We start from the raw sequence: 17,844 nt of genomic DNA on the forward strand, positions 1-17,844 counted from the left end.
TTTTCTTACTCAACAACTTTTTAAAACGCAAATTTTAGGCGTAACTAGAGTGTATTAAGCAAAAATCGGAGGGCGATAAAGGTTTTGAGACGTGTAAGAGAGAAAGGTTTGATCCGCCTCAGCAAATAATGCCGTAGGTTTAACCGCTTTAGCGACAAAACCATGTTGAGTCATGGCAGAAAATAAAAAGTGACACTGGCAATCTTGCTCGCAGCAATCTTGCATTTGCTTGTCTGATTCAGAAGCGTTAGTTGCTTGATGACAAGGCATATCACTCATTTCAGGTTGTGCATCCATACTGCTTTGAATGCTCATGTTCATCATCATTTGCGCAGCATAAGACTGGCTAATACCTTGTATTAGCACCAACATGCATAGCAATGTGATTTTAATGGCGTTCATAAAATTCCAACCGTTTATGGGTTCAGTTTAACCCAGTATGGGGCATTATTAAACCGTGTTACCTTTTGGTGCCATTGCCTTCATTAGGTCCCAAGTTATCCACTTCTTGATCTGGCAACACACGAGCAAACGGCAGGTACAACATTCCGGGTAGTATTTGAATTTGTTTAGGGTTGTTATAACCACGAACCCCAATGTGCATGCCGTCATGTCCTAAACTGGGCTGAGCGATATAACTACCAAATAGGCGATCCCAGACACTTAGGTTAAATCCATAATTAGAATTACTTTCACGTAATATTGTTGAGTGATGCACCCTGTGCATATCCGGCGTCACCAGCCAAGGGCGTAACACCCCATCAAGCTTTTTGGGTAACGCAACATTGGCATGATTAAACATAGCCGTGCCATTTAAAATGATTTCAAACAGCATCACCGCCAATAATGACGGCCCCAGTAATAACACCAGCGCAAATTTAATCAGCAACGATAATATAATTTCTACAGGGTGAAAGCGGGAACCCGTTGTCACGTCTATGTCTTGGTCCACATGATGCATTTTATGTAAACGCCATAATACAGGCACCACATGGAATAATCGATGCTGCCAATAAATGGCCATGTCAAACAACACCACCGTTAATACAACCACCCATATTGGATGCAACTGAATTTGATTAAACAAGCCCCATTCATGTTGCTGCGCAAACTGAGCCACGCCCACAGTTGCCAACGGCAGTATCAAACGCACCACTAGGCTATTAAAAAATACCAACCCAAGGTTATTAGTCCAACGCAGTAAACGTGTATGAAGACGCTGACGCTTTGGTTTGACCCCCTCCCAAATCATCATCACCACAAGAATGGAAAAAAAACACAAACTGCGCACCCAAGCTTCGTTTGTTACGACCCATTCATTCATGCTGGCTACTCTCGTTTAATAAGACTTCAATGGCGCGGGCATCAATTGGGCCATCGTGTATCACTTCTATGACACTGTCTTGTTGCATAGGTTGTTTCGCAAAGTATTGAATGCGGGTTTCCCCTTCTTCACCTTCATTCATGTTCACTGCGATCACTTGCTCACCTTCAATCAACAAACCTTTGATTCGCGCATATCCAAATGGTTTCAATCCTTTTATCAAGGTTTCTATTTGCCAGTTTTGCCCTTGATGATAAATCACACTTGATTGAAAGCTCGATGATTGCTGTCTAATCCCTTGCATGGGATTTTGATGCTCAATCCTAGGCACCTGTATTTCGGTTAATGATAAATCACCATGGGCAATTTCCGCAGACGGGCGCTTGAAATCACTCACTAACTGTTCAAACAATTGCAAATCATCCTCACTAGATAAATCTATTTTATTTGCCACAAGTTTATCCGCTGCAAATAACTGGCGAATATAGAGTTCATGGTAGCGATATTTGGGCTGGGATAAGTGTCTTGGATCAACGACACACACAACAGCATTAAGTGTCAGACGTTGTTGATAATCGCTTTCTAATAATCGTTTAACGATGTTATCCACATGGCCTAAACCACTGGGTTCAATAAAAATACGATCCGGGGTATCAAAACGAATAAGTTCATTTAACGCCGTTTGAAACGGCAACAAAGCCGCACAACAAGCACAACCGCCAGCCACTTGTTTTACGATCACTTGCCTTGAATCATACAAAGCGCCATCGATACCTTGCTGGCCATATTCATTCACCAGCACCGCCCAACGTTCGTTATCTGGTTTATGTTTAATTAATTCTTGGATGCAGCTGGTTTTCCCCACCCCTAAAAAACCCGTAATAATATGTACGTTGATCATGGCCATTAAATCATTCCTTCACTTAAACCCACCGCCATGGCCGCCGCAACCTCTTCACACTGCCCGATAAATTCTGCCTGCCATGGGCCGCGGCACAATACAATATCCTGCACCCAACGCCATTTAAGGCCTGTTAAAATGGTGTTTAAAGCACGACAGGTGCCCGTACCATCATGGCCAGCACGCACCACCGCTACCACAGGGAGACCTTGTTTTTCTTCAAGGCATGGGTAATAAATGCGATCAAAAAAATCCTTTAACGCACCGCTCATATATCCGAGGTTTTCTGTGGTTCCAAGGACAATGCCATCACAAGCCAGAACATCTTGTGCTTGAGTTTCAAACGGGGTTTTCAGTACCACGTTCAGGTTTTCTAGTGCTTGGCCTTCTACCGCCTTTAGCATGGCATCCGCCATGGCTTGGGTATTGTCTGACGGGGTATGAAACACAATTAACAGTGTTTTCACGTCTTCTCCTATGTTCATAACACTTATTACAAGAGTACAATGTTTGGTAAGATTTACGAACCCTTTACGTCAAACATAAGGCCCGCATATGTTTACCGTTGAACACCAACCAGACCAGCAGCGCTTTGTGGTAAATCAAGTGAATGGCACCTCCATTGAAGATAATCCAGCGGTTTTAGAATATGTCTTTTTAACTGAGCAATCGCTGGATTTTACCCGCACCTATGTGCCATTTCGCCAACGGGGCAAGGGCCTAGCCGAAGCCTTGGTAGAAAGTGGATTAAAATGGGCTAAACAGCATGATTATCAAATGCAAGCCAGCTGCTGGTATGTCGATAAATTTTTAAAAGCTGAATGATGAGCTGGTTTACCTACATTGTTCGCTGTGCAGATGACACGCTTTACACTGGTGTGACCACTGATTTACAGCGCCGCTTGAAAGAACACAATCAGTGCGATGAAAAGGGGGCTAAATATACTCGTACCCGTCGCCCTGTAAAGCTCATTCATAACGAAACATTTGAGAATCGCTCCCAAGCCTGTCAGCGTGAAGCGGCTATTAAAAAGTTGAGTCGTCAGAAGAAACTGGAATTACTTGCCACTTAATTAAAACATTGTGTACAACGTTAACACCAACTTAACGCTACGCTGTTTTGCTTAAGCCAAGCCTGCTGGGTTTTGTAGTCTGGGCACATGGTTTCAACATGCTGCCAAAATGCTTTGGAGTGATTTGGGTGGATTAAATGACTTAGCTCGTGGCAAATAAGATAATCAATCACACTCACTGGCGCACCCATTATCAGCCAGTTATATTGGATTACCCCTTGCGAGGTGCAATGGCCCCATTTGCTTTTTGTGCGCCTGAAACGCACTTGCTGCAATAAATGATCGAGACCAAATTTTTCAGCCAATAGTTGCGTGCGCGTTATCATATACACCCGCGCTTGCTGTTTAAAAAATTGCTGTAGCTCTGCTATTGCTTGTTCCGCTTTATTACATCCTAGTCTTATTTTCTCGCCTTCTAAGTGGATGCCTTTATGGGCAGGCACAAACGATAATGTCATTGTTTGGCCTAACCATAATATTTGAGAACCGTCTTTTATTTGTGGAATTAGCTGGGATTGCTGCTGTTGCTGAGCTAATTTACGGCGCACCCACGGGGCTTTATTACATAAGAAATCCAGCGCCCATGCATCATCCACAAAATACGGAATGCGCACCTGCACCGTATTCGCCTTCACATGAATGGCTGCACTTTTGCGCTTTGAGCGAACAATATCGTAGGTGAACCCTAGGTCATCAAGCACATCTTGGCTCATTCATTCACCACGTAATGCTTGCCTCGTAACGGATTCAAAATAGGCTCTAGGCCGTTTATTTTTATTTCTAAACATAAACCCAATAACATGCCTAAACGCCCCGCTGGCCAACCTTTGTGCTGGAACCACAATAGGTATTCTTCTGGTAAATCCATCAATACTTTACCTTGGTATTTGCCAAAGGGCATGGGCATATTGGCTAGGGCCAATAAATCTTTTTGGTCAAACATATTATGTCCTCTGGAGGCATCTTAACACGAGGATTTATCTGCGGCAGCTACACTTGATATTACCCCAATCATCAAATATATTAGACTTATCTAATATTAAGATTAAATAAAAAGGTATTCCAATATGGCTACTACTAAAGAAGAACTACTCAATCAAGCTAGGCAAAACATTAACATCATTGATGCACAACAAACCGAACAATATATGGCACACGGGGCGACTATTCTAGATGTACGAGAGCCCAGTGAATTTGATATGGGCCACCTGCCTGATGCGGTGCATATTCCCCGAGGCTTATTAGAATTTATGGTGGGTAATCACCCTGCATTACAAGACAGCAGTAAAACATTGGTGGTTTATTGTAAAAATGGCGGTCGCTCCACCCTAGCCACCGATTTATTGCAACGCATGGGTTTTAGCGATATTCACATGCTGGCCGGTGGTTTTGATAATTGGAGTGGCACCATACATAAAGTAGAAATCCCTGATAACCAATACCTAGGATAGGAGCCACCTATGAGTGAGCACAGAGCCCAAATTCACTGGCAGCGCCAAGGTACTTTTAATCATGAAGGCTTTGAGCGGGCTCACGAGGCTGCAATTTCGGGGCATATTTTACCTATGGCTGGCGCCAATACTGAGGGTTACGCAGACCCAGAACAAATTTTAGCCGCCAGTTTATCCAGCTGTCATATGCAAACATTTTTACTACTGGCTGCCAAAAAACGCTTTCAAGTGGAAAGCTATGAAGACATTGCCATTGCGCGGCTAGATAAAAATACAGAGGGAAAACAATACGTTAAAGAAATTGAGCTCTCGCCAAAGGTGGTATTTTCAGGGGATAAACAGCCAACCACAGAGGAAATAGAGAAAATGCACCACAAAGCCCATGCATTTTGTTTTATTAACAACTCCCTAATCAGCCACGTGATGGTTACGCCTATTTTTTAGTTAAGATGCGTTGTACTCGATCAGCTGTTCTTGACCTATACTTAATAAACGTCTCAATAAGGATGCAAAGATGTCAATCAGTGATCAAATACGTAATTATTATGAGAACAAAGTGGTTGATGCCATTAACCACCAAGTAATAGAGAAAGGGTTTTCCCATGAACAGCTAGTGGATCTTGCTTGTTTGGCATTAAACAATTTGCCCACCCGCTATTATCGTCATGAAGTGGACCTTGCATTTTATATGTCAGCTCAAGAGCATGAAGAGATTAATACAAAAGTGCATAAGGCGGTAAAAGAAGCGATTGCCTATTTAGATGAACAAATCAAGGTCAGTAAATAGCCTCATCACTTGGGGCGATATATTCATGTTCTTTAAATACCAGAAGATCACTTCTGAAATTTTCTTTTAATTGAATGATCGATTTTAATTTATGGTCCTTCATACTATCACTTAGGACCCTCAGTACTTCTTACCACACTGGCAGCAGTACCCTCTTCATTTTTTAAAACCAAAATAATTAATCTACAATCAGAAAACGAACAAAAGGGGCATCATTAATTGTGATGTGGTGCTGCAACTCCAGCTTGATGCACTGAAGAAAACAGGTTTTGATTAAATCAAAGACGAGCAAAAATCAGTAACGATAAGCATAATTAAAGTTATAAAAATTAATCCCATTATTAGGCAATTTAATACTATTATTTGAGAAGTGTTGCAGCTGAAGAGACCAACTTGATTTCGGCGTAATATACCCACCAAAAGATAATGAATCGGTAAATTGGAAATTCGTACTAAAACGTTTGTCATTAATGCCCGAGCGAGACAAAACCGATAAACCAACAGAGGTTTCTAAATAGCTTAACCAATTCGAATAGGACCAATTAAAACGAAACACAGGGACAAATTCTACCGCATTCACCACACCTTCTTGGCCATCTATATCCAAACTTTGCCAATAGCTATAACCCAATAAATAATAATGGGTAACTTCTGCGCCAAATAAATCAAAAGATAAGTCATCTTTATGCCACTTAAAGCCAAACTTTACCGCACCAACATCCTCATCTTCCGACATCATTATTGACGCATTGTATTCGTCAGCACCTAATGGGTTCATCGCCAAGGATAAAAATAAACTGGAAAACAAAGCGGTACGCCAGCCCCAAGTCTCCGTGTCTTCCTCCGTCAGCTCTTCCGCTACAGCATAAGCCCATTGGGGAGATGATAAACACAAAACTAAAACTAACGTACGAAACATGCCGTTTTCCACTTAATTTAATTATATGGATATAATAGAAGCAATCTATAGACCAAAAAACTAACTAAGAGTTCCACCGAAAGAATTTGACTTAACTAGTCTAAAAACTGCAATAAAGTAATCCGATATTTTTTACAGACTGTTTAAAAAAGATTAATACAATAACAGTTAAGGCTAGATTAGTGGAATTTAAAATATAAGAGACAAAGAATTGCCCTTAAAGAATTTAAGGGCAATATAGATTTAAGGATTTAAATTTAAGGTAGATAATGTTTGTTCACGTACACGCTTAAGTAATTCAGCGTCATCAATCAATGATTCGCCATAAGATGGAATCATTGTTTTCAATTTTTCTTTCCAGCCATCGCTTTCTAAACGACTTGCAAAACAACGCTCGATCACATTAATCATAGCGTGAACTGCGGTAGAAGCACCTGGTGAAGCACCTAATAGAGATGCGATAGAGCCATCTGCAGCGGCCACAATCTCTGTACCGAATTCTAGTTTGCCATCGCCATTTTTATCTTTCTTGATAATTTGAACACGCTGACCGGCATCTGCTAGCCGCCAATTGCCGTCTTTTGCCTGTGGGAAGTAATCCCTAAGTGAACTCATACGCGAACGATTTGATTGAAATACTTCACCGATTAAATATTTTGTTAAATCCATGTTATTAATACCAACAGACATCATGGGCATTAAATTATTCCCACGAATGGAGCTAGGCAAGTCAAACATAGATCCCTTCTTCAAAAATTTCGTGGTAAACCCCGCAAACGGCCCAAATAATAATGCTTTTTTACCATTGATAACACGGGTATCTAAATGAGGCACTGACATAGGTGGCGCACCTATGGCTGCTTTACCATACACTTTAGCATGGTGCTGATCCGCCACTTGGGTGTCTTCACATACTAACCACTGGCCACTAACTGGAAAACCACCATAGCCATCGCTTTCAGGTATTTCAGATTTTTGTAATAGCGGTAAAGCACCACCACCAGCACCAAGAAATACAAATTTAGAACGAATACGTGTTTTACCGCTAGTATCTCGGTTTTCTAATTGAACCGACCAGCCACCTTCGCTTGAGCGTTGTAAGTCATCTACGTCGTAATTTAAGATCAACTCAAAATCTTCTTGCTCGACTAAGTGGGCCATCATGTAACGCGCAAGTGAACCAAAGTCCACGTCTGAGCCTCTTGCCATATACGTGGCAGCCACAGGCTCTTTTGGATCACGCTCACGCATAACAAGTGGCATCCACTTGCTCAGAACTTCGCGATCTTCCGAGTATTCCATACCAGAAAACAAATGATGCTGACTCATTAACTCGTAACGTTTTTTCAAAAACGCCACGTTTTTCTCGCCCCAAACAAAACTTAAATGCGGGGTACGGTTAATGAATTCTTTTGGGTTGGGTAATACAGCGCTATTAACTAGATAGCTCCAAAATTGAAGGGATAATTCGAATGAAGAGTTGATGGTTAATGCTTTAGATATATCCACATTGCCTTGGCTATCTTCTGGGGTATAGTTCAATTCACAGTAAGCAGCATGGCCAGTACCAGCATTATTCCAACCATCTGTGCTTTCTTTAGCAACACTTTTTAAACGCTCAACAACACATATTTTTAAACTAGGGTCTAATTGTTTTAATAACATGGCAAGGGTGCTGCTCATTGCACCTGCACCAACAAGTAAGACGTCTACAGTTTTGACTTTGGCTGTCATGGTTTCCACGCTCTTAATTAAATGAAAACGGACCCGCTACCTGTATTGCTTGTCACGCGCTTACTTTTTGTAAAAGTAAGAGGTAGGGTCGCTATATCGTTTTTTGACGACATTGCAAAAATGGGGGGCACATTATAGCAAAATCAATAAAAAGATCGTGCCCTTTTTATTGGCAATTATGCATCACGCCTATGCATTGACTATTTTTTACACTAGCAATTGCACAATGTTAGTACATAAGTTAATTAACTGCCTAAGTAATGGCGATTCACTCGATTAGTTAATTGGCAAAATAATTCATATGCAATGGTACCGCAGTGTTCAGCTACCACATCCGCACTTAGCCCTATCCCCCAAAGGGTGGCTCTATCACCTAGTTGAATATCTGACCCTGTCACATCAACCGTGATCATATCCATAGAAACCCGACCCGCTAACGGCCAGCTCTTACCTTTGATCAAGACGGGAGTACCATTTTTGGCGCTACGAGGATAACCATCACCATAGCCAATAGCGACAACCGCAATAAGACTATCTTGCTGAGCAATAAAGCCCTGCCCATAACCCACACTTTCCCCTGCCTTGATTTGATGAATCGCGATCACTTCACTTTGCAAAGTCATAACAGGCTGTAAATCTAAATCTGGACCATATTGGCCCAACAATGGGCTAGCCCCATAAAGCATAATTCCAGGGCGAATTAATTGATGATGACATTGGGGCAAGCTAAAGATAGCCGCACTATTAGAAAGACTCATGGGTAGCCCCATGGCCATCAAACCATCCATGTTTTGAATTTGCTCAGCTGTAAACACATGATTCGGATCATCCGCACAAGCAAAGTGGCTCATTAGCTGAATATCATTAACCACCCTTAGTTTATGTAATTGGCTAATAATACTGGGGACTAATTGAGGAGAAAACCCCAAGCGATGCATACCACTGTCGACTTTAACATGAAGATGTAGATCACCTTCATCAAGCTGAGACAACCATTGAATTTGTTGTTCATTATGAATCGCGATTTGTAGGTCTAAATCCAGCGCGCTTTGGCACTCATCTGGCCCCATTGGCCCTTCTAACACGAGAATAGGTAATAACACCCCCATTTCTCGCAATAACACGGCTTCATCAACACACGCCACGGCAAATCCATCCACCACAGATACCAGACTATTAGCCACCTGAGTTAAACCATGACCATACGCATTGGCTTTAATCACCGCATACGCCAAGCTATCAGGGGCCAAAGACTTAGCTTTTTGATAGTTTTCTTTTAACGCGTGTAGATCAATGAGTACTTGAGTGGCTCTTGCCATACTGCCTGCCAGATAAATATGCGCTATACTCGCGCATTGAAAATAATAGTGATGAGCTCGTGATACATAGAGTATAACGAATACATCCGCCGCCGTGAGGCTAACTCGCTTTTTACTCTATGTGCTCAGTTAGTCCTAGGTCAATACATACAAATGCTTTAGCCTAGTAACGCGCCCTGCAAGTTCCCCGGCATTGTACCGTTTTTTAGATGAATACGTAGTAAATATGGGTCATAGTTTAATTCCAGAACGCATGCTAGTGGTTTCCCCTAGCCTAGCGGCCACCATTGGCCTTGAAGAAGCCATTGTGCTTCAAGCCCTTAATGATGGCGCACAACCCCATGATGCTGATTGGCAGTTCATCAATAAATCTACCCTGCGTAACTGGTTACCCTTTTGGGACGATAACCAAATTAAGCGCATATTAAAGAATTTAAGCGATAAAGGTGTGGTGCATTACAACAGCCCCCCATTTGGTCAAAGCGAGCAGCTATTTTACAGCTTTCAGGCTAAGGCTCCTGCCAGTAGCCAGCAAAGCAAAACTCAACAAGCCTATAAAGAATCACAACAGCAATATAAAAATGTGATTCCAGCTAATTGGCAACCAGATACGGAAACCCTGCGCTACATCAGTGAAACCCTAGGCATTGCCAAACGTTATACACAAGCACAGGTGAAAGAGTTTGTTTACCACCACCAAAGCCAAGGGACACTAGCCGCCAGCTGGTCCACCATGTTTATTCGTTGGGTCAATAAACGCAATAAAGAAGATCAAAGCCACCCAGCGGTATTTCAAGGGGATGCTAACCGTAAGCAGCAAATGAGCCACGAATGGCAGCCTGAACCCACTACTTTGGATATTTTACATAAAGCCGGTGTTGACCCCAGCTTTATCCAAGACTGCATCAGTGAGTTTATTTTATATTACAAAGAAAAGGGCGAGGCCCACGATACTTGGAATACCAAATTTGTTGCTTGGGTTCGTCGTCAATGGGCACGCTTTAGTGCCAGTCTGGCCCACCCAAGTGATCCTATACCAATGAAAGATGGCTGGATGCCCTCAGAGGATGTATTTGAGATACTGGCCATGGCCAATATTGATCGAACATTTGCCCAAAGCATCGTACCGGAATTTGTTTTATACTGGCGCGATAGCAATCAGTTGCATACCTCATGGAACAGCAAATTTTTACAACACGCCAAACACTTATGGAGCAAGCGCTTAAATGGTCAGCAAGGTAACGGAGCAACTTCTCAACGAGATTACATTGCAAGTACAACCCTTGAAGAGCGACTCAGCGACACCAGCTGGGCAAACTGAAACTCAGTTCAGTCCACAGCTAATTAGTGCCGTAAATGGGGTATTTGAGGTATTGGCGGCCGGTTACGGTAATCAGTACCATGCAGCCTACCCAAATGCCGAGCAATCCAGTTTAGCTAAACGTCTATGGGCTAAACACTTAAGCCACTATCCCGCAAATTTGGTCATGAAAGTCGCCGACGACATCATCGCCCAAGAAACTTTTTTACCTTCTATTGCTAAATTCAAAGAGTATTGCGATAACGCCTACGATGTATTTGGCCTGCCTAATGTGAACAGTGCTTATATTGAAGCTTGCCGTGCATCTCAACCTAAAAAAGGTTTTAATTGGAGCCATCCGGCAGTGTACTTTGCAGGCTTAGCAACGGATTGGTTCTTTTTATCTAGCGAGTCTCGTGATCAGGTTTTTCCTGTATTTAAACGTAATTACGAGATGCTGTGCGAGCGTGTCATCAAAGGCGAAACATTAGAAATACCACTGGAAAAAGCCTTGCCTGAAACCATCAGTAAGCCTTTAACAAAACAAGAGAATCAAGACCATTTGAAATCGTTACGGGCATCGTTAAAGCTTTAATGAGTTCAACTTTGCTTTAAATTGCCCAGTTTAATATTTACCCGAATGCCATGTGGTTGATTTTCTTCAAACCACCACTGACCACACCACTTGTTACATATTCGATTTACAATCGCCATACCCAAGCCAATGCCTTCGTTGCTTCGATCTAGCCCTTGTTCGTGCTGATTAAATAAACCGTCTTTAAAGTTTGATAATGTTGACGCTTCCATTCCCACACCGGTATCAATAATATTAATCAATACATCACCGTCATCGGCTTCCTTTGCTTGAATAGTAACGCTCCCTTGAGCCGTAAATTTAATGCCATTTGAAATAAGTTGCCGCACCAGTACATTTAATCGTTTAGGGTCCCCATTAAGTATTAGGCTACTATCTACATCGAACTCTAGCGCCAAACCCTTTTCTTGTGCTTTAGGTTGTAGCTCTTTGTAAGCAGAAGAGAGTGCATCATGCACTGAAAACGTTTGCAGGCTTAACGGTTTACTGTCTAAATCTACATAATCAATTATGTCATTCAGAAGTACCAGCAAGCCTTGACCTGCTTGCTCAATACCATCAATCAATAATTTATCTTTATCAGCTAAATCCCGTGTTTTCAAAATAGCTGAAAAACCTAGCACACCGTTTAAAGGGGTACGTAACTCATGAGTCATTACATTTAAGAAGTCGGTTTTTGCTCGATTAGCCACTTCTGCATCATCGATTGCTTGCTGTAACGCTTGAGTTCTTTGTGTGACTTTATCTTCTAGCGCACGATTGAATTCCTTCAATAAAATCATCGCTTGTTCGTTGTCTCCGAAATGCTCAACCAATTCAGTCAGTATTGCTTTTATACTTTGCCTAAGTGAGTTTATTTCATCTAATGCTCTCACATCATCAAGTACTTTAATGTCGGCTTTAGTAAATGACTTAATGTTAATTCTACTCACAATATTAGAAAGCGATTCAATGGGTTGAGTCACAATAAAATTCACAATTATGTACAACAAGCCAAGGGCTAAAAGTCCAATGAATGAAGTTAAACCAATCACCCGCAGAATCTCAGCCATGGCTTTTTCGTCAATAATTGACATATTCACCAGAACAACTAAATCGCCAACCTTATTATCGTTATAGATTAATGGCCATGTGACCTCTTTATTATACTCAGATGTTGGCCCATTAATTCTCACCCACACTCCCACTTCTGAATTCTCTTGATCCAACAGCCAAGCACCAGAAACAACATCATATGAGCGAAATGTTTTAAGAATTTCATTTGATAAATTTTCGTCAAATTGAAATAACGAGAAAGATAACGCAGGCTTTAAACTACTCACAAGGTGATCTAAGTCTTCAACGCCTTGTTTCCTAGCATTGGGGATATCAACCGACAGGCGATAAAGCCCATGGACTAGCTGAATCAATACCGTTGCAGCCACCATCAGAATGGCTAAACGCATGGATAACCCACGAAGCCTCATGTAAGGCTCTCACTTGGGTATAGACAAACACTACGATAATGGGAAGTGTGGCACAAATGCAGGTCTCACTCTTAATCCAGACTATGTATTAAGAGTAGACAGATATTGCAGATTTGCAGGTTAAACTAGGGTTATAATCGCTGACGTAGGGCTTCAAATAAGCACACACCAGTGGCCACTGAAACATTCAAAGAGCTAACATCCCCTTGCATGGGAATATGTATTAAATGATCACAGGCTTCTCGGGTTAAACGGCGTAAGCCCTTGCCCTCGGCCCCCATTACTATGGCAATAGGGCCTTTAAGATCGGTTTTAAACACAGATTCACTGGCCTCTCCGGCTGTGCCATATAACCAAATACCGCGCTCTTGTAATTCTTTTAAAGCACGCGCTAAATTAGTCACTTGATAAAACGGCACTGTTTCAGCCGCACCACAAGCCACTTTACTCACCGTAGAGGTGATTCCCACGGCTTTATCCTTAGGTGCTATCACCGCATGGACGCCAGCTGCATCTGCAGTTCGCAAACATGCACCTAAGTTATGTGGGTCGGTAATGCTATCTAAAACCAACAAAAAGGCTGGTTCGTCTAAGGCATCCAATTGGCGCAATAATTCGTTTTCGCCTTTTACTTGTAACGGCTTTACACGCAATGCGATGCCTTGGTGATTACCTTCCGCTTTTTCATCTAAAAAAGGCTTTTTAACCACTTGCACCGATATGCCGTTTTGCTTGGCTAAACTGAATAGTTCTTGCAGACGCTCGTCGTCACGACCTTGCTGTACATACATTTCACGCACACGCTCGCTGGAGCGTTTTAAAACATTACTAACGGCATGGATACCAAAAACAATTTCATCACTCATGTTGTACTAATCTCTACTTTTTCTTCTTTGCCGTTTTTTTACTGGCATTCTTTTTGGCGTTATTTAGTTTTTGGCGCTTGCTGGGCTTTTTCTTTTTCGCCGCACTTTTGGCTTCGTCCATGAGTTTTTTCTTATCGGCTTTCGCTTTAGCGTAAGGGTCTTTTTTATCGCTGTCGCTGTTACCCTCAGGCGCTTTTAATTCCGGCTTGCGTTTGCGCACCGTGCCAATACTGCGTTTACCGGATGTTTCACCTTGCTTGCCGCTTCGACGATTTCCACGCTTAGAAGGATTTGCGGCACCCTGAGCACCATTGCTATCGGCACCTTGCATGACAAAATCAATTTTACGATCGTCTAAATCAACACGACTCACTACCACTTGTACGGTGTCGCCCATGCGGAGTACACGGCCGCTGCGTTCACCGCGCAATAACATGCGCACTGGATCAAACTGGTAAAAGTCACTGGTTAAATTAGTTACATGCACCAAACCTTCTATGTATAAATCGCTCAGCTGAACAAAAATACCAAAGTTGGTAACCGTGCTGATTACCCCTTCAAATTCTTCACCTAAATGATTGCGCATGTACTCACATTTCAAAAAGTCCATCACATCACGGGTAGCGTCATCAGCACGACGTTCGGTTAACGAGCACTGCTCACCAAACTGTAACAATGCAGCCATGTCGTATGGGTAGATCTCTTTCTTCGCAAGTGGCTTAGCCCCTTCTGCACGGCGCACAGTTTTTAATAAACTGGCGTCTTCACTTTCGCTGCGAATCAACTGCCTAATGGCGCGGTGCACCAATAAATCTGGGTAACGACGAATAGGAGATGTGAAATGTGTATAAGCGGGATAAGCCAAACCGAAGTGGCCTTCGTTGTCTGGCTGGTAAACCGCTTGGCTCATAGAACGCAGCAACATGCTTTGAATCAAGTGCGCATCAGGGCGGTCCTTAATTTGATTCATCACTTGTAAAAAGTCTTTTGGTGTTGGCTTGGTGCCGCCGGTTAACGATAAACCGCTTTCATTTAGATACTGCTTTAAGTTCTCTAATTTCTGCTCACTTGGCCCTTGGTGAACACGATACAAACTTGGCTGCTGGTGTTTTTCCATAAAGCGTGCGGTGGCCACGTTGGCACACAACATACATTCTTCAATCACCTTATGAGCGTCGTTACGAGTTACCGGTACGATGTCTTCTATTTTGCGATCCGAATTAAATACAATGCGAGTTTCGGTGGTTTCGAATTCAATTGCACCACGCTCACTACGGGCACCACGTAATACCTTGTATAAGTCGTATAAGGTGTCTAGCTGAGGCACAATGTTAGCGTATTGCTCACGTAACACTTGGCCTTCATCGCCGTCTTTATCTTCTAGGATTTTACCTACCAATTTATACGTAAGACGGGCATGACTGTGCATCACCCCTTCATAAAACTGGTAGCCGCTAATATTACCTGCGGCACTGATGCTCATCTCACACACCATGCATAATCGGTCCACATGAGGGTTTAATGAACACAGCCCATTACTGAGTTTTTCAGGCAACATAGGCACCACATGCTCGGGAAAATACACCGAGTTACCACGATTTTGCGCTTCTACATCTAATGGCGAATTAACTGGTACATAATGGCTCACGTCGGCAATGGCCACATATAAGCGCCAGCCCTTTGTTTTCGGGTTGTACTGGGCCAATACCGCATCATCAAAGTCGCGAGCGTCTTCACCATCTATGGTGACAAACGGTAAATCCCGTAAATCGATTCGATTATATTTATCCGCTTCGGTGACTTCGTCAGCAATGGCGGCTACTTGAGTTTCTACCGCTTCAGGAAAGACAAACGGTATTTCATGGCTGCGAAGCGCGATGTCGATTTCCATACCCGGTGCAAGGTGATCACCTAAAACTTCTGTGATGCGCCCAAGGGCCAATTGGCGGGTATCCGGCTGCTTAGTAATATCCACCACCACAAACTGGCCGTTTTTGGCCGCGCCCATTTCTGAGCCCGGAATCATAATTTCTTGCGTAACGCGACGGGCATCTGGCACCACATAGGCGCTGTCACCTTGGGTGTAAAAACGCCCAACTAACTGGTGAGTATTGCGCTGTTGAACTTCAACAATAATCGCCTCTTGCTTGCCGCGGTTATCAGCGCCAGCTAAGCGCACTGTAACCACATCACCATCAAATACTTTACGCATTTGCTTCATGGAAAGGTGCAGATCATCGCCCCCTTCGTCTTTAATTAGAAAGCCATAACCGTCTTTATGACCTTGCACACGACCACGAATCAACGGCACTTGGCTCATAGGCATAAAGCCACCACGGCGATCTTCCACCAATTGGCCATCGCGACACATGGCAATTAAGCGTCTGCGCATGGCTTCAATTTGGTCTTCCCCTTCAACATGCAAGCGATCTACAAGCTGTAAATGGGTCAAAGGTATGGGGTGAGTTTCAAGGGTTTCGAGGATTAATTCACGACTGGCGACGGGGTTGTCGTACTTTTGCGCTTCACGGTTGGCAAAAGGATCGGTAAGGGTGTTAGCTGGTTTTGATGTTTTGTTTTTCTTCATAAGGTGATTATACACATATAGGGTGTATTCGGTGTTTTTTTTCATCTAACCAGTAAAGACTAAATGGGATATTTTTTCATAATAATCCCAGCCTAAACCCTTGAACCTTAGGGATCAATACACTCTTACAGCTTAATTAATACCTGCCTAATTTGATGTAATTGGTCATTACAAATAATTGATCACAATAAACCATTCAGATACATTAAAGAGCTCAATACTCAAGGATGAACTCATGTACGCACCTGCCTACCCACATGACACCCTCACTACCATATACCCTAATATATACCTGTTGCATGGCAGCATCAAAGTGGGGCCAGGCATGCGCATGAACCGTAACATGGTGGTGCTGAAGAACGATGACGAGCTAACTCTCATTAACCCAGTGCGTATGGATGAAGAAGAGCTTGCCTGTCTTGATAAGTTGGGTAGGGTAAAACATATTTTACGCCTTGGTGATTTTCATGGTTTAGATGACCCATTCTACCTTGACCGTTATCAGTGCGAATTTTGGGCGCAAGCAGGGCAAGATACGTATAAAACACCAACGCCTACTCAAGTCATACAAGCCGAATCTATTAGTCCTTTCCCGAATTCCGAATTTTTTATTTTTGAAAATTCGTGTTATCCAGAAGCTGCCTTACTAATAAAAGAACACAAGTTATTAATTACAACCGACAGCGTGCAATACCATAGTGACTGGAGCTACTTCACTTGGTTTACTAAAGTCATATTTAAATTATTAGGATTCAAGATTGGTTTAAATATCGGCGGCCCTTGGTTAAAACGTGTGACTAAAAAAGGGGAGTCGTTGAAATCAGATTTTGAAAAATTATTAACTTTAGATTTTGATGCTATTATTGCTGCTCACGGCACGTTGATTGATAGCAAAGCAAAAGATCTATTGAAACTAGAAGTAATTGAAACGTTTAAGTGACATCAAAACTAATTATTTGAATCGAATTTTTTACGCAATTGATGCCCTTGCCTTTGCACCACATGCTGAATAAGTACTTCTTGAAACGCTTGATGCATCTCATTAAAGTCTAAGCGTACAATATACGCTTCTTCTGATTGTGTAGGGTGGTCCGGATTATTATCCACCGCCGCCACATGGGCTTCGGCACGTACTAATTCATGGTTGGGTTGAAGATAAATATTAACCATTAATGTTTGATTAATTGGCAATTTATCCCCCCATGTAAATGCAATACCACAAGCACTTAAGTTAGCTTTTTTAAGTACAGGTGCCTCCTCCACTAAAGCTTCATTAGCATGCAACAAATTGATTTTTTGATTCATTAAATCAAGTAGCGGCGCTAACTTAGGGTACTGGGACCGCACATCCACCATGGCTTGACGAATTTGCACCTCAAGGCTCACATGAAACTCTTGCTGCATATCTTGCATGGTGTGCAGATCATCGCTGTCCTCACCACCGTATTCGTCATCAATAAGATGGAAACTTAATGCAACTTCATCGTCTATGCGAAAAAAACGACGGCGTTCTTCTGACATA

Annotated in this window: 21 protein-coding genes; 8 read left to right on the forward strand and 13 right to left on the reverse strand. The window is 42.5% G+C overall.

Features of this window, described 5'->3' with window-relative positions:
- Positions 1-54 precede the first annotated feature (54 nt).
- Genes ABWV45_RS14070 through ABWV45_RS14085 form a run of 4 tightly spaced genes read right to left on the reverse strand, consistent with a single transcriptional unit; the run spans position 55 to position 2,692 of the window.
- Positions 55-402 (reverse strand): hypothetical protein, encoded by a 348-nt coding sequence (locus tag ABWV45_RS14070; protein ID WP_353352351.1) that lies wholly within the window; start codon positions 400-402, stop codon positions 55-57.
- Positions 403-460: 58 nt separating this feature from the next.
- Positions 461-1,324 (reverse strand): sterol desaturase family protein, encoded by an 864-nt coding sequence (locus ABWV45_RS14075; RefSeq protein WP_353352352.1) that lies wholly within the window; start codon positions 1,322-1,324, stop codon positions 461-463.
- Entirely contained in the window at positions 1,317-2,231 is a 915-nt protein-coding gene (locus tag ABWV45_RS14080; protein WP_353352353.1) for a CobW family GTP-binding protein, read from the reverse strand. The genes ABWV45_RS14075 and ABWV45_RS14080 overlap by 8 nt, the downstream gene beginning before the upstream one ends.
- Positions 2,231-2,692 (reverse strand): flavodoxin family protein, encoded by a 462-nt coding sequence (locus tag ABWV45_RS14085; protein ID WP_353352354.1) that lies wholly within the window; start codon positions 2,690-2,692, stop codon positions 2,231-2,233. The genes ABWV45_RS14080 and ABWV45_RS14085 overlap by 1 nt, the downstream gene beginning before the upstream one ends.
- A gap of 88 nt (positions 2,693-2,780) precedes the next feature.
- Here ABWV45_RS14085 and ABWV45_RS14090 point away from each other — a divergent pair, with 88 nt between their 5' ends.
- The gene (locus ABWV45_RS14090; protein WP_353352355.1) at positions 2,781-3,050 is read left to right on the forward strand and encodes a GNAT family N-acetyltransferase; all 270 of its coding nucleotides are present in this window, start codon (positions 2,781-2,783) and stop codon (positions 3,048-3,050) included.
- Entirely contained in the window at positions 3,047-3,298 is a 252-nt protein-coding gene (locus tag ABWV45_RS14095) for a GIY-YIG nuclease family protein (RefSeq protein ID WP_353352356.1), read from the forward strand. The genes ABWV45_RS14090 and ABWV45_RS14095 overlap by 4 nt, the downstream gene beginning before the upstream one ends.
- A gap of 20 nt (positions 3,299-3,318) precedes the next feature.
- Here ABWV45_RS14095 and ABWV45_RS14100 read toward each other — a convergent pair whose 3' ends face one another.
- Positions 3,319-4,011 carry a M48 family metallopeptidase gene (locus ABWV45_RS14100; protein WP_353352357.1) on the reverse strand — a complete coding sequence of 231 codons (693 nt, stop codon included), beginning with the start codon at positions 4,009-4,011 and terminating at the stop codon, positions 3,319-3,321.
- Positions 4,008-4,241 carry a DUF3820 family protein gene (locus ABWV45_RS14105; protein WP_353352358.1) on the reverse strand — a complete coding sequence of 78 codons (234 nt, stop codon included), beginning with the start codon at positions 4,239-4,241 and terminating at the stop codon, positions 4,008-4,010. Before ABWV45_RS14105 ends, ABWV45_RS14100 begins: the two co-directional genes overlap by 4 nt.
- A 124-nt stretch (positions 4,242-4,365) precedes the next feature.
- On the opposite strand from ABWV45_RS14105, the gene ABWV45_RS14110 reads away from it, so the two are divergent.
- The 3 genes from ABWV45_RS14110 (at position 4,366) to ABWV45_RS14120 (ending at position 5,536) form a co-directional block, all read left to right on the forward strand.
- Complete coding sequence (locus ABWV45_RS14110) at positions 4,366-4,749, forward strand: rhodanese-like domain-containing protein (RefSeq protein ID WP_353352359.1); 384 nt, start codon at positions 4,366-4,368, stop codon at positions 4,747-4,749.
- A gap of 9 nt (positions 4,750-4,758) precedes the next feature.
- Complete coding sequence (locus tag ABWV45_RS14115) at positions 4,759-5,193, forward strand: OsmC family protein (protein WP_353352360.1); 435 nt, start codon at positions 4,759-4,761, stop codon at positions 5,191-5,193.
- A gap of 70 nt (positions 5,194-5,263) precedes the next feature.
- Entirely contained in the window at positions 5,264-5,536 is a 273-nt protein-coding gene (locus ABWV45_RS14120) for a late competence development ComFB family protein (RefSeq protein WP_353352361.1), read from the forward strand.
- A 295-nt stretch (positions 5,537-5,831) separates the two neighbouring features.
- On the opposite strand, the gene ABWV45_RS14125 is transcribed toward ABWV45_RS14120, so the two are convergent.
- From ABWV45_RS14125 to alr, 3 genes are all read right to left on the reverse strand, one after another.
- Positions 5,832-6,455 (reverse strand): acyloxyacyl hydrolase, encoded by a 624-nt coding sequence (locus ABWV45_RS14125; protein ID WP_353352362.1) that lies wholly within the window; start codon positions 6,453-6,455, stop codon positions 5,832-5,834.
- Between the two features lie 243 nt (positions 6,456-6,698).
- Positions 6,699-8,207, reverse strand: coding sequence for a malate dehydrogenase (quinone) (gene mqo / locus ABWV45_RS14130; protein WP_353352412.1), 1,509 nt, complete (start codon positions 8,205-8,207; stop codon positions 6,699-6,701).
- A gap of 227 nt (positions 8,208-8,434) precedes the next feature.
- A complete protein-coding gene (gene alr / locus ABWV45_RS14135) occupies positions 8,435-9,508 on the reverse strand; it encodes an alanine racemase (RefSeq protein ID WP_353352363.1) in 1,074 nt (357 codons plus the stop codon).
- 226 nt (positions 9,509-9,734) lie between these two features.
- On the opposite strand from alr, the gene ABWV45_RS14140 reads away from it, so the two are divergent.
- Positions 9,735-10,829 carry a DnaT-like ssDNA-binding domain-containing protein gene (locus ABWV45_RS14140; protein ID WP_353352364.1) on the forward strand — a complete coding sequence of 365 codons (1,095 nt, stop codon included), beginning with the start codon at positions 9,735-9,737 and terminating at the stop codon, positions 10,827-10,829.
- Positions 10,792-11,403, forward strand: a complete 612-nt coding sequence (locus ABWV45_RS14145) for a replication protein P (RefSeq protein WP_353352365.1) — start codon at positions 10,792-10,794, stop codon at positions 11,401-11,403. The genes ABWV45_RS14140 and ABWV45_RS14145 overlap by 38 nt, the downstream gene beginning before the upstream one ends.
- A 5-nt stretch (positions 11,404-11,408) precedes the next feature.
- On the opposite strand, the gene ABWV45_RS14150 is transcribed toward ABWV45_RS14145, so the two are convergent.
- The 3 genes from ABWV45_RS14150 to rnr form a co-directional block, all read right to left on the reverse strand.
- Positions 11,409-12,848 carry a sensor histidine kinase gene (locus tag ABWV45_RS14150; protein WP_353352366.1) on the reverse strand — a complete coding sequence of 480 codons (1,440 nt, stop codon included), beginning with the start codon at positions 12,846-12,848 and terminating at the stop codon, positions 11,409-11,411.
- Between the two features lie 152 nt (positions 12,849-13,000).
- Positions 13,001-13,735 (reverse strand): 23S rRNA (guanosine(2251)-2'-O)-methyltransferase RlmB, encoded by a 735-nt coding sequence (gene rlmB / locus ABWV45_RS14155; protein WP_353352367.1) that lies wholly within the window; start codon positions 13,733-13,735, stop codon positions 13,001-13,003.
- A 13-nt stretch (positions 13,736-13,748) separates the two neighbouring features.
- Positions 13,749-16,367, reverse strand: a complete 2,619-nt coding sequence (gene rnr / locus ABWV45_RS14160) for a ribonuclease R (RefSeq protein WP_353352368.1) — start codon at positions 16,365-16,367, stop codon at positions 13,749-13,751.
- Positions 16,368-16,557: 190 nt separating this feature from the next.
- Between rnr and ABWV45_RS14165 the strand changes: the two genes are divergently transcribed.
- Complete coding sequence (locus ABWV45_RS14165; protein ID WP_353352369.1) at positions 16,558-17,262, forward strand: hypothetical protein; 705 nt, start codon at positions 16,558-16,560, stop codon at positions 17,260-17,262.
- A gap of 8 nt (positions 17,263-17,270) precedes the next feature.
- Here ABWV45_RS14165 and ABWV45_RS14170 read toward each other — a convergent pair whose 3' ends face one another.
- Complete coding sequence (locus tag ABWV45_RS14170; RefSeq protein ID WP_353352370.1) at positions 17,271-17,843, reverse strand: hypothetical protein; 573 nt, start codon at positions 17,841-17,843, stop codon at positions 17,271-17,273.
- Position 17,844 lies beyond the last annotated feature (1 nt).

The sequence above is a fragment of the Oceaniserpentilla sp. 4NH20-0058 genome (genome assembly GCF_040371755.1).
Lineage (GTDB): Bacteria > Pseudomonadota > Gammaproteobacteria > Pseudomonadales > Oceanobacteraceae > Bermanella.

Coding starts and splice junctions, on each gene's coding strand:
- ABWV45_RS14110 (WP_353352359.1), top strand. CDS start 4,366: ATGGCTACTACTAAAGAAGAACTACTCAATCAAGCTAGGCAAAACATT.
- rlmB (WP_353352367.1), bottom strand. CDS start 13,735: ATGAGTGATGAAATTGTTTTTGGTATCCATGCCGTTAGTAATGTTTTA.
- rnr (WP_353352368.1), bottom strand. CDS start 16,367: ATGAAAAAAAACACCGAATACACCCTATATGTGTATAATCACCTTATG.
- ABWV45_RS14170 (WP_353352370.1), bottom strand. CDS start 17,843: ATGTCAGAAGAACGCCGTCGTTTTTTTCGCATAGACGATGAAGTTGCA.
- ABWV45_RS14090 (WP_353352355.1), top strand. CDS start 2,781: ATGTTTACCGTTGAACACCAACCAGACCAGCAGCGCTTTGTGGTAAAT.
- ABWV45_RS14100 (WP_353352357.1), bottom strand. CDS start 4,011: ATGAGCCAAGATGTGCTTGATGACCTAGGGTTCACCTACGATATTGTT.
- ABWV45_RS14070 (WP_353352351.1), bottom strand. CDS start 402: ATGAACGCCATTAAAATCACATTGCTATGCATGTTGGTGCTAATACAA.
- ABWV45_RS14150 (WP_353352366.1), bottom strand. CDS start 12,848: ATGCGTTTAGCCATTCTGATGGTGGCTGCAACGGTATTGATTCAGCTA.
- ABWV45_RS14120 (WP_353352361.1), top strand. CDS start 5,264: ATGTCAATCAGTGATCAAATACGTAATTATTATGAGAACAAAGTGGTT.
- ABWV45_RS14080 (WP_353352353.1), bottom strand. CDS start 2,231: ATGGCCATGATCAACGTACATATTATTACGGGTTTTTTAGGGGTGGGG.
- ABWV45_RS14115 (WP_353352360.1), top strand. CDS start 4,759: ATGAGTGAGCACAGAGCCCAAATTCACTGGCAGCGCCAAGGTACTTTT.
- ABWV45_RS14095 (WP_353352356.1), top strand. CDS start 3,047: ATGATGAGCTGGTTTACCTACATTGTTCGCTGTGCAGATGACACGCTT.
- ABWV45_RS14105 (WP_353352358.1), bottom strand. CDS start 4,241: ATGTTTGACCAAAAAGATTTATTGGCCCTAGCCAATATGCCCATGCCC.
- ABWV45_RS14075 (WP_353352352.1), bottom strand. CDS start 1,324: ATGAATGAATGGGTCGTAACAAACGAAGCTTGGGTGCGCAGTTTGTGT.
- alr (WP_353352363.1), bottom strand. CDS start 9,508: ATGGCAAGAGCCACTCAAGTACTCATTGATCTACACGCGTTAAAAGAA.
- ABWV45_RS14165 (WP_353352369.1), top strand. CDS start 16,558: ATGTACGCACCTGCCTACCCACATGACACCCTCACTACCATATACCCT.
- ABWV45_RS14140 (WP_353352364.1), top strand. CDS start 9,735: ATGGGTCATAGTTTAATTCCAGAACGCATGCTAGTGGTTTCCCCTAGC.
- ABWV45_RS14125 (WP_353352362.1), bottom strand. CDS start 6,455: ATGTTTCGTACGTTAGTTTTAGTTTTGTGTTTATCATCTCCCCAATGG.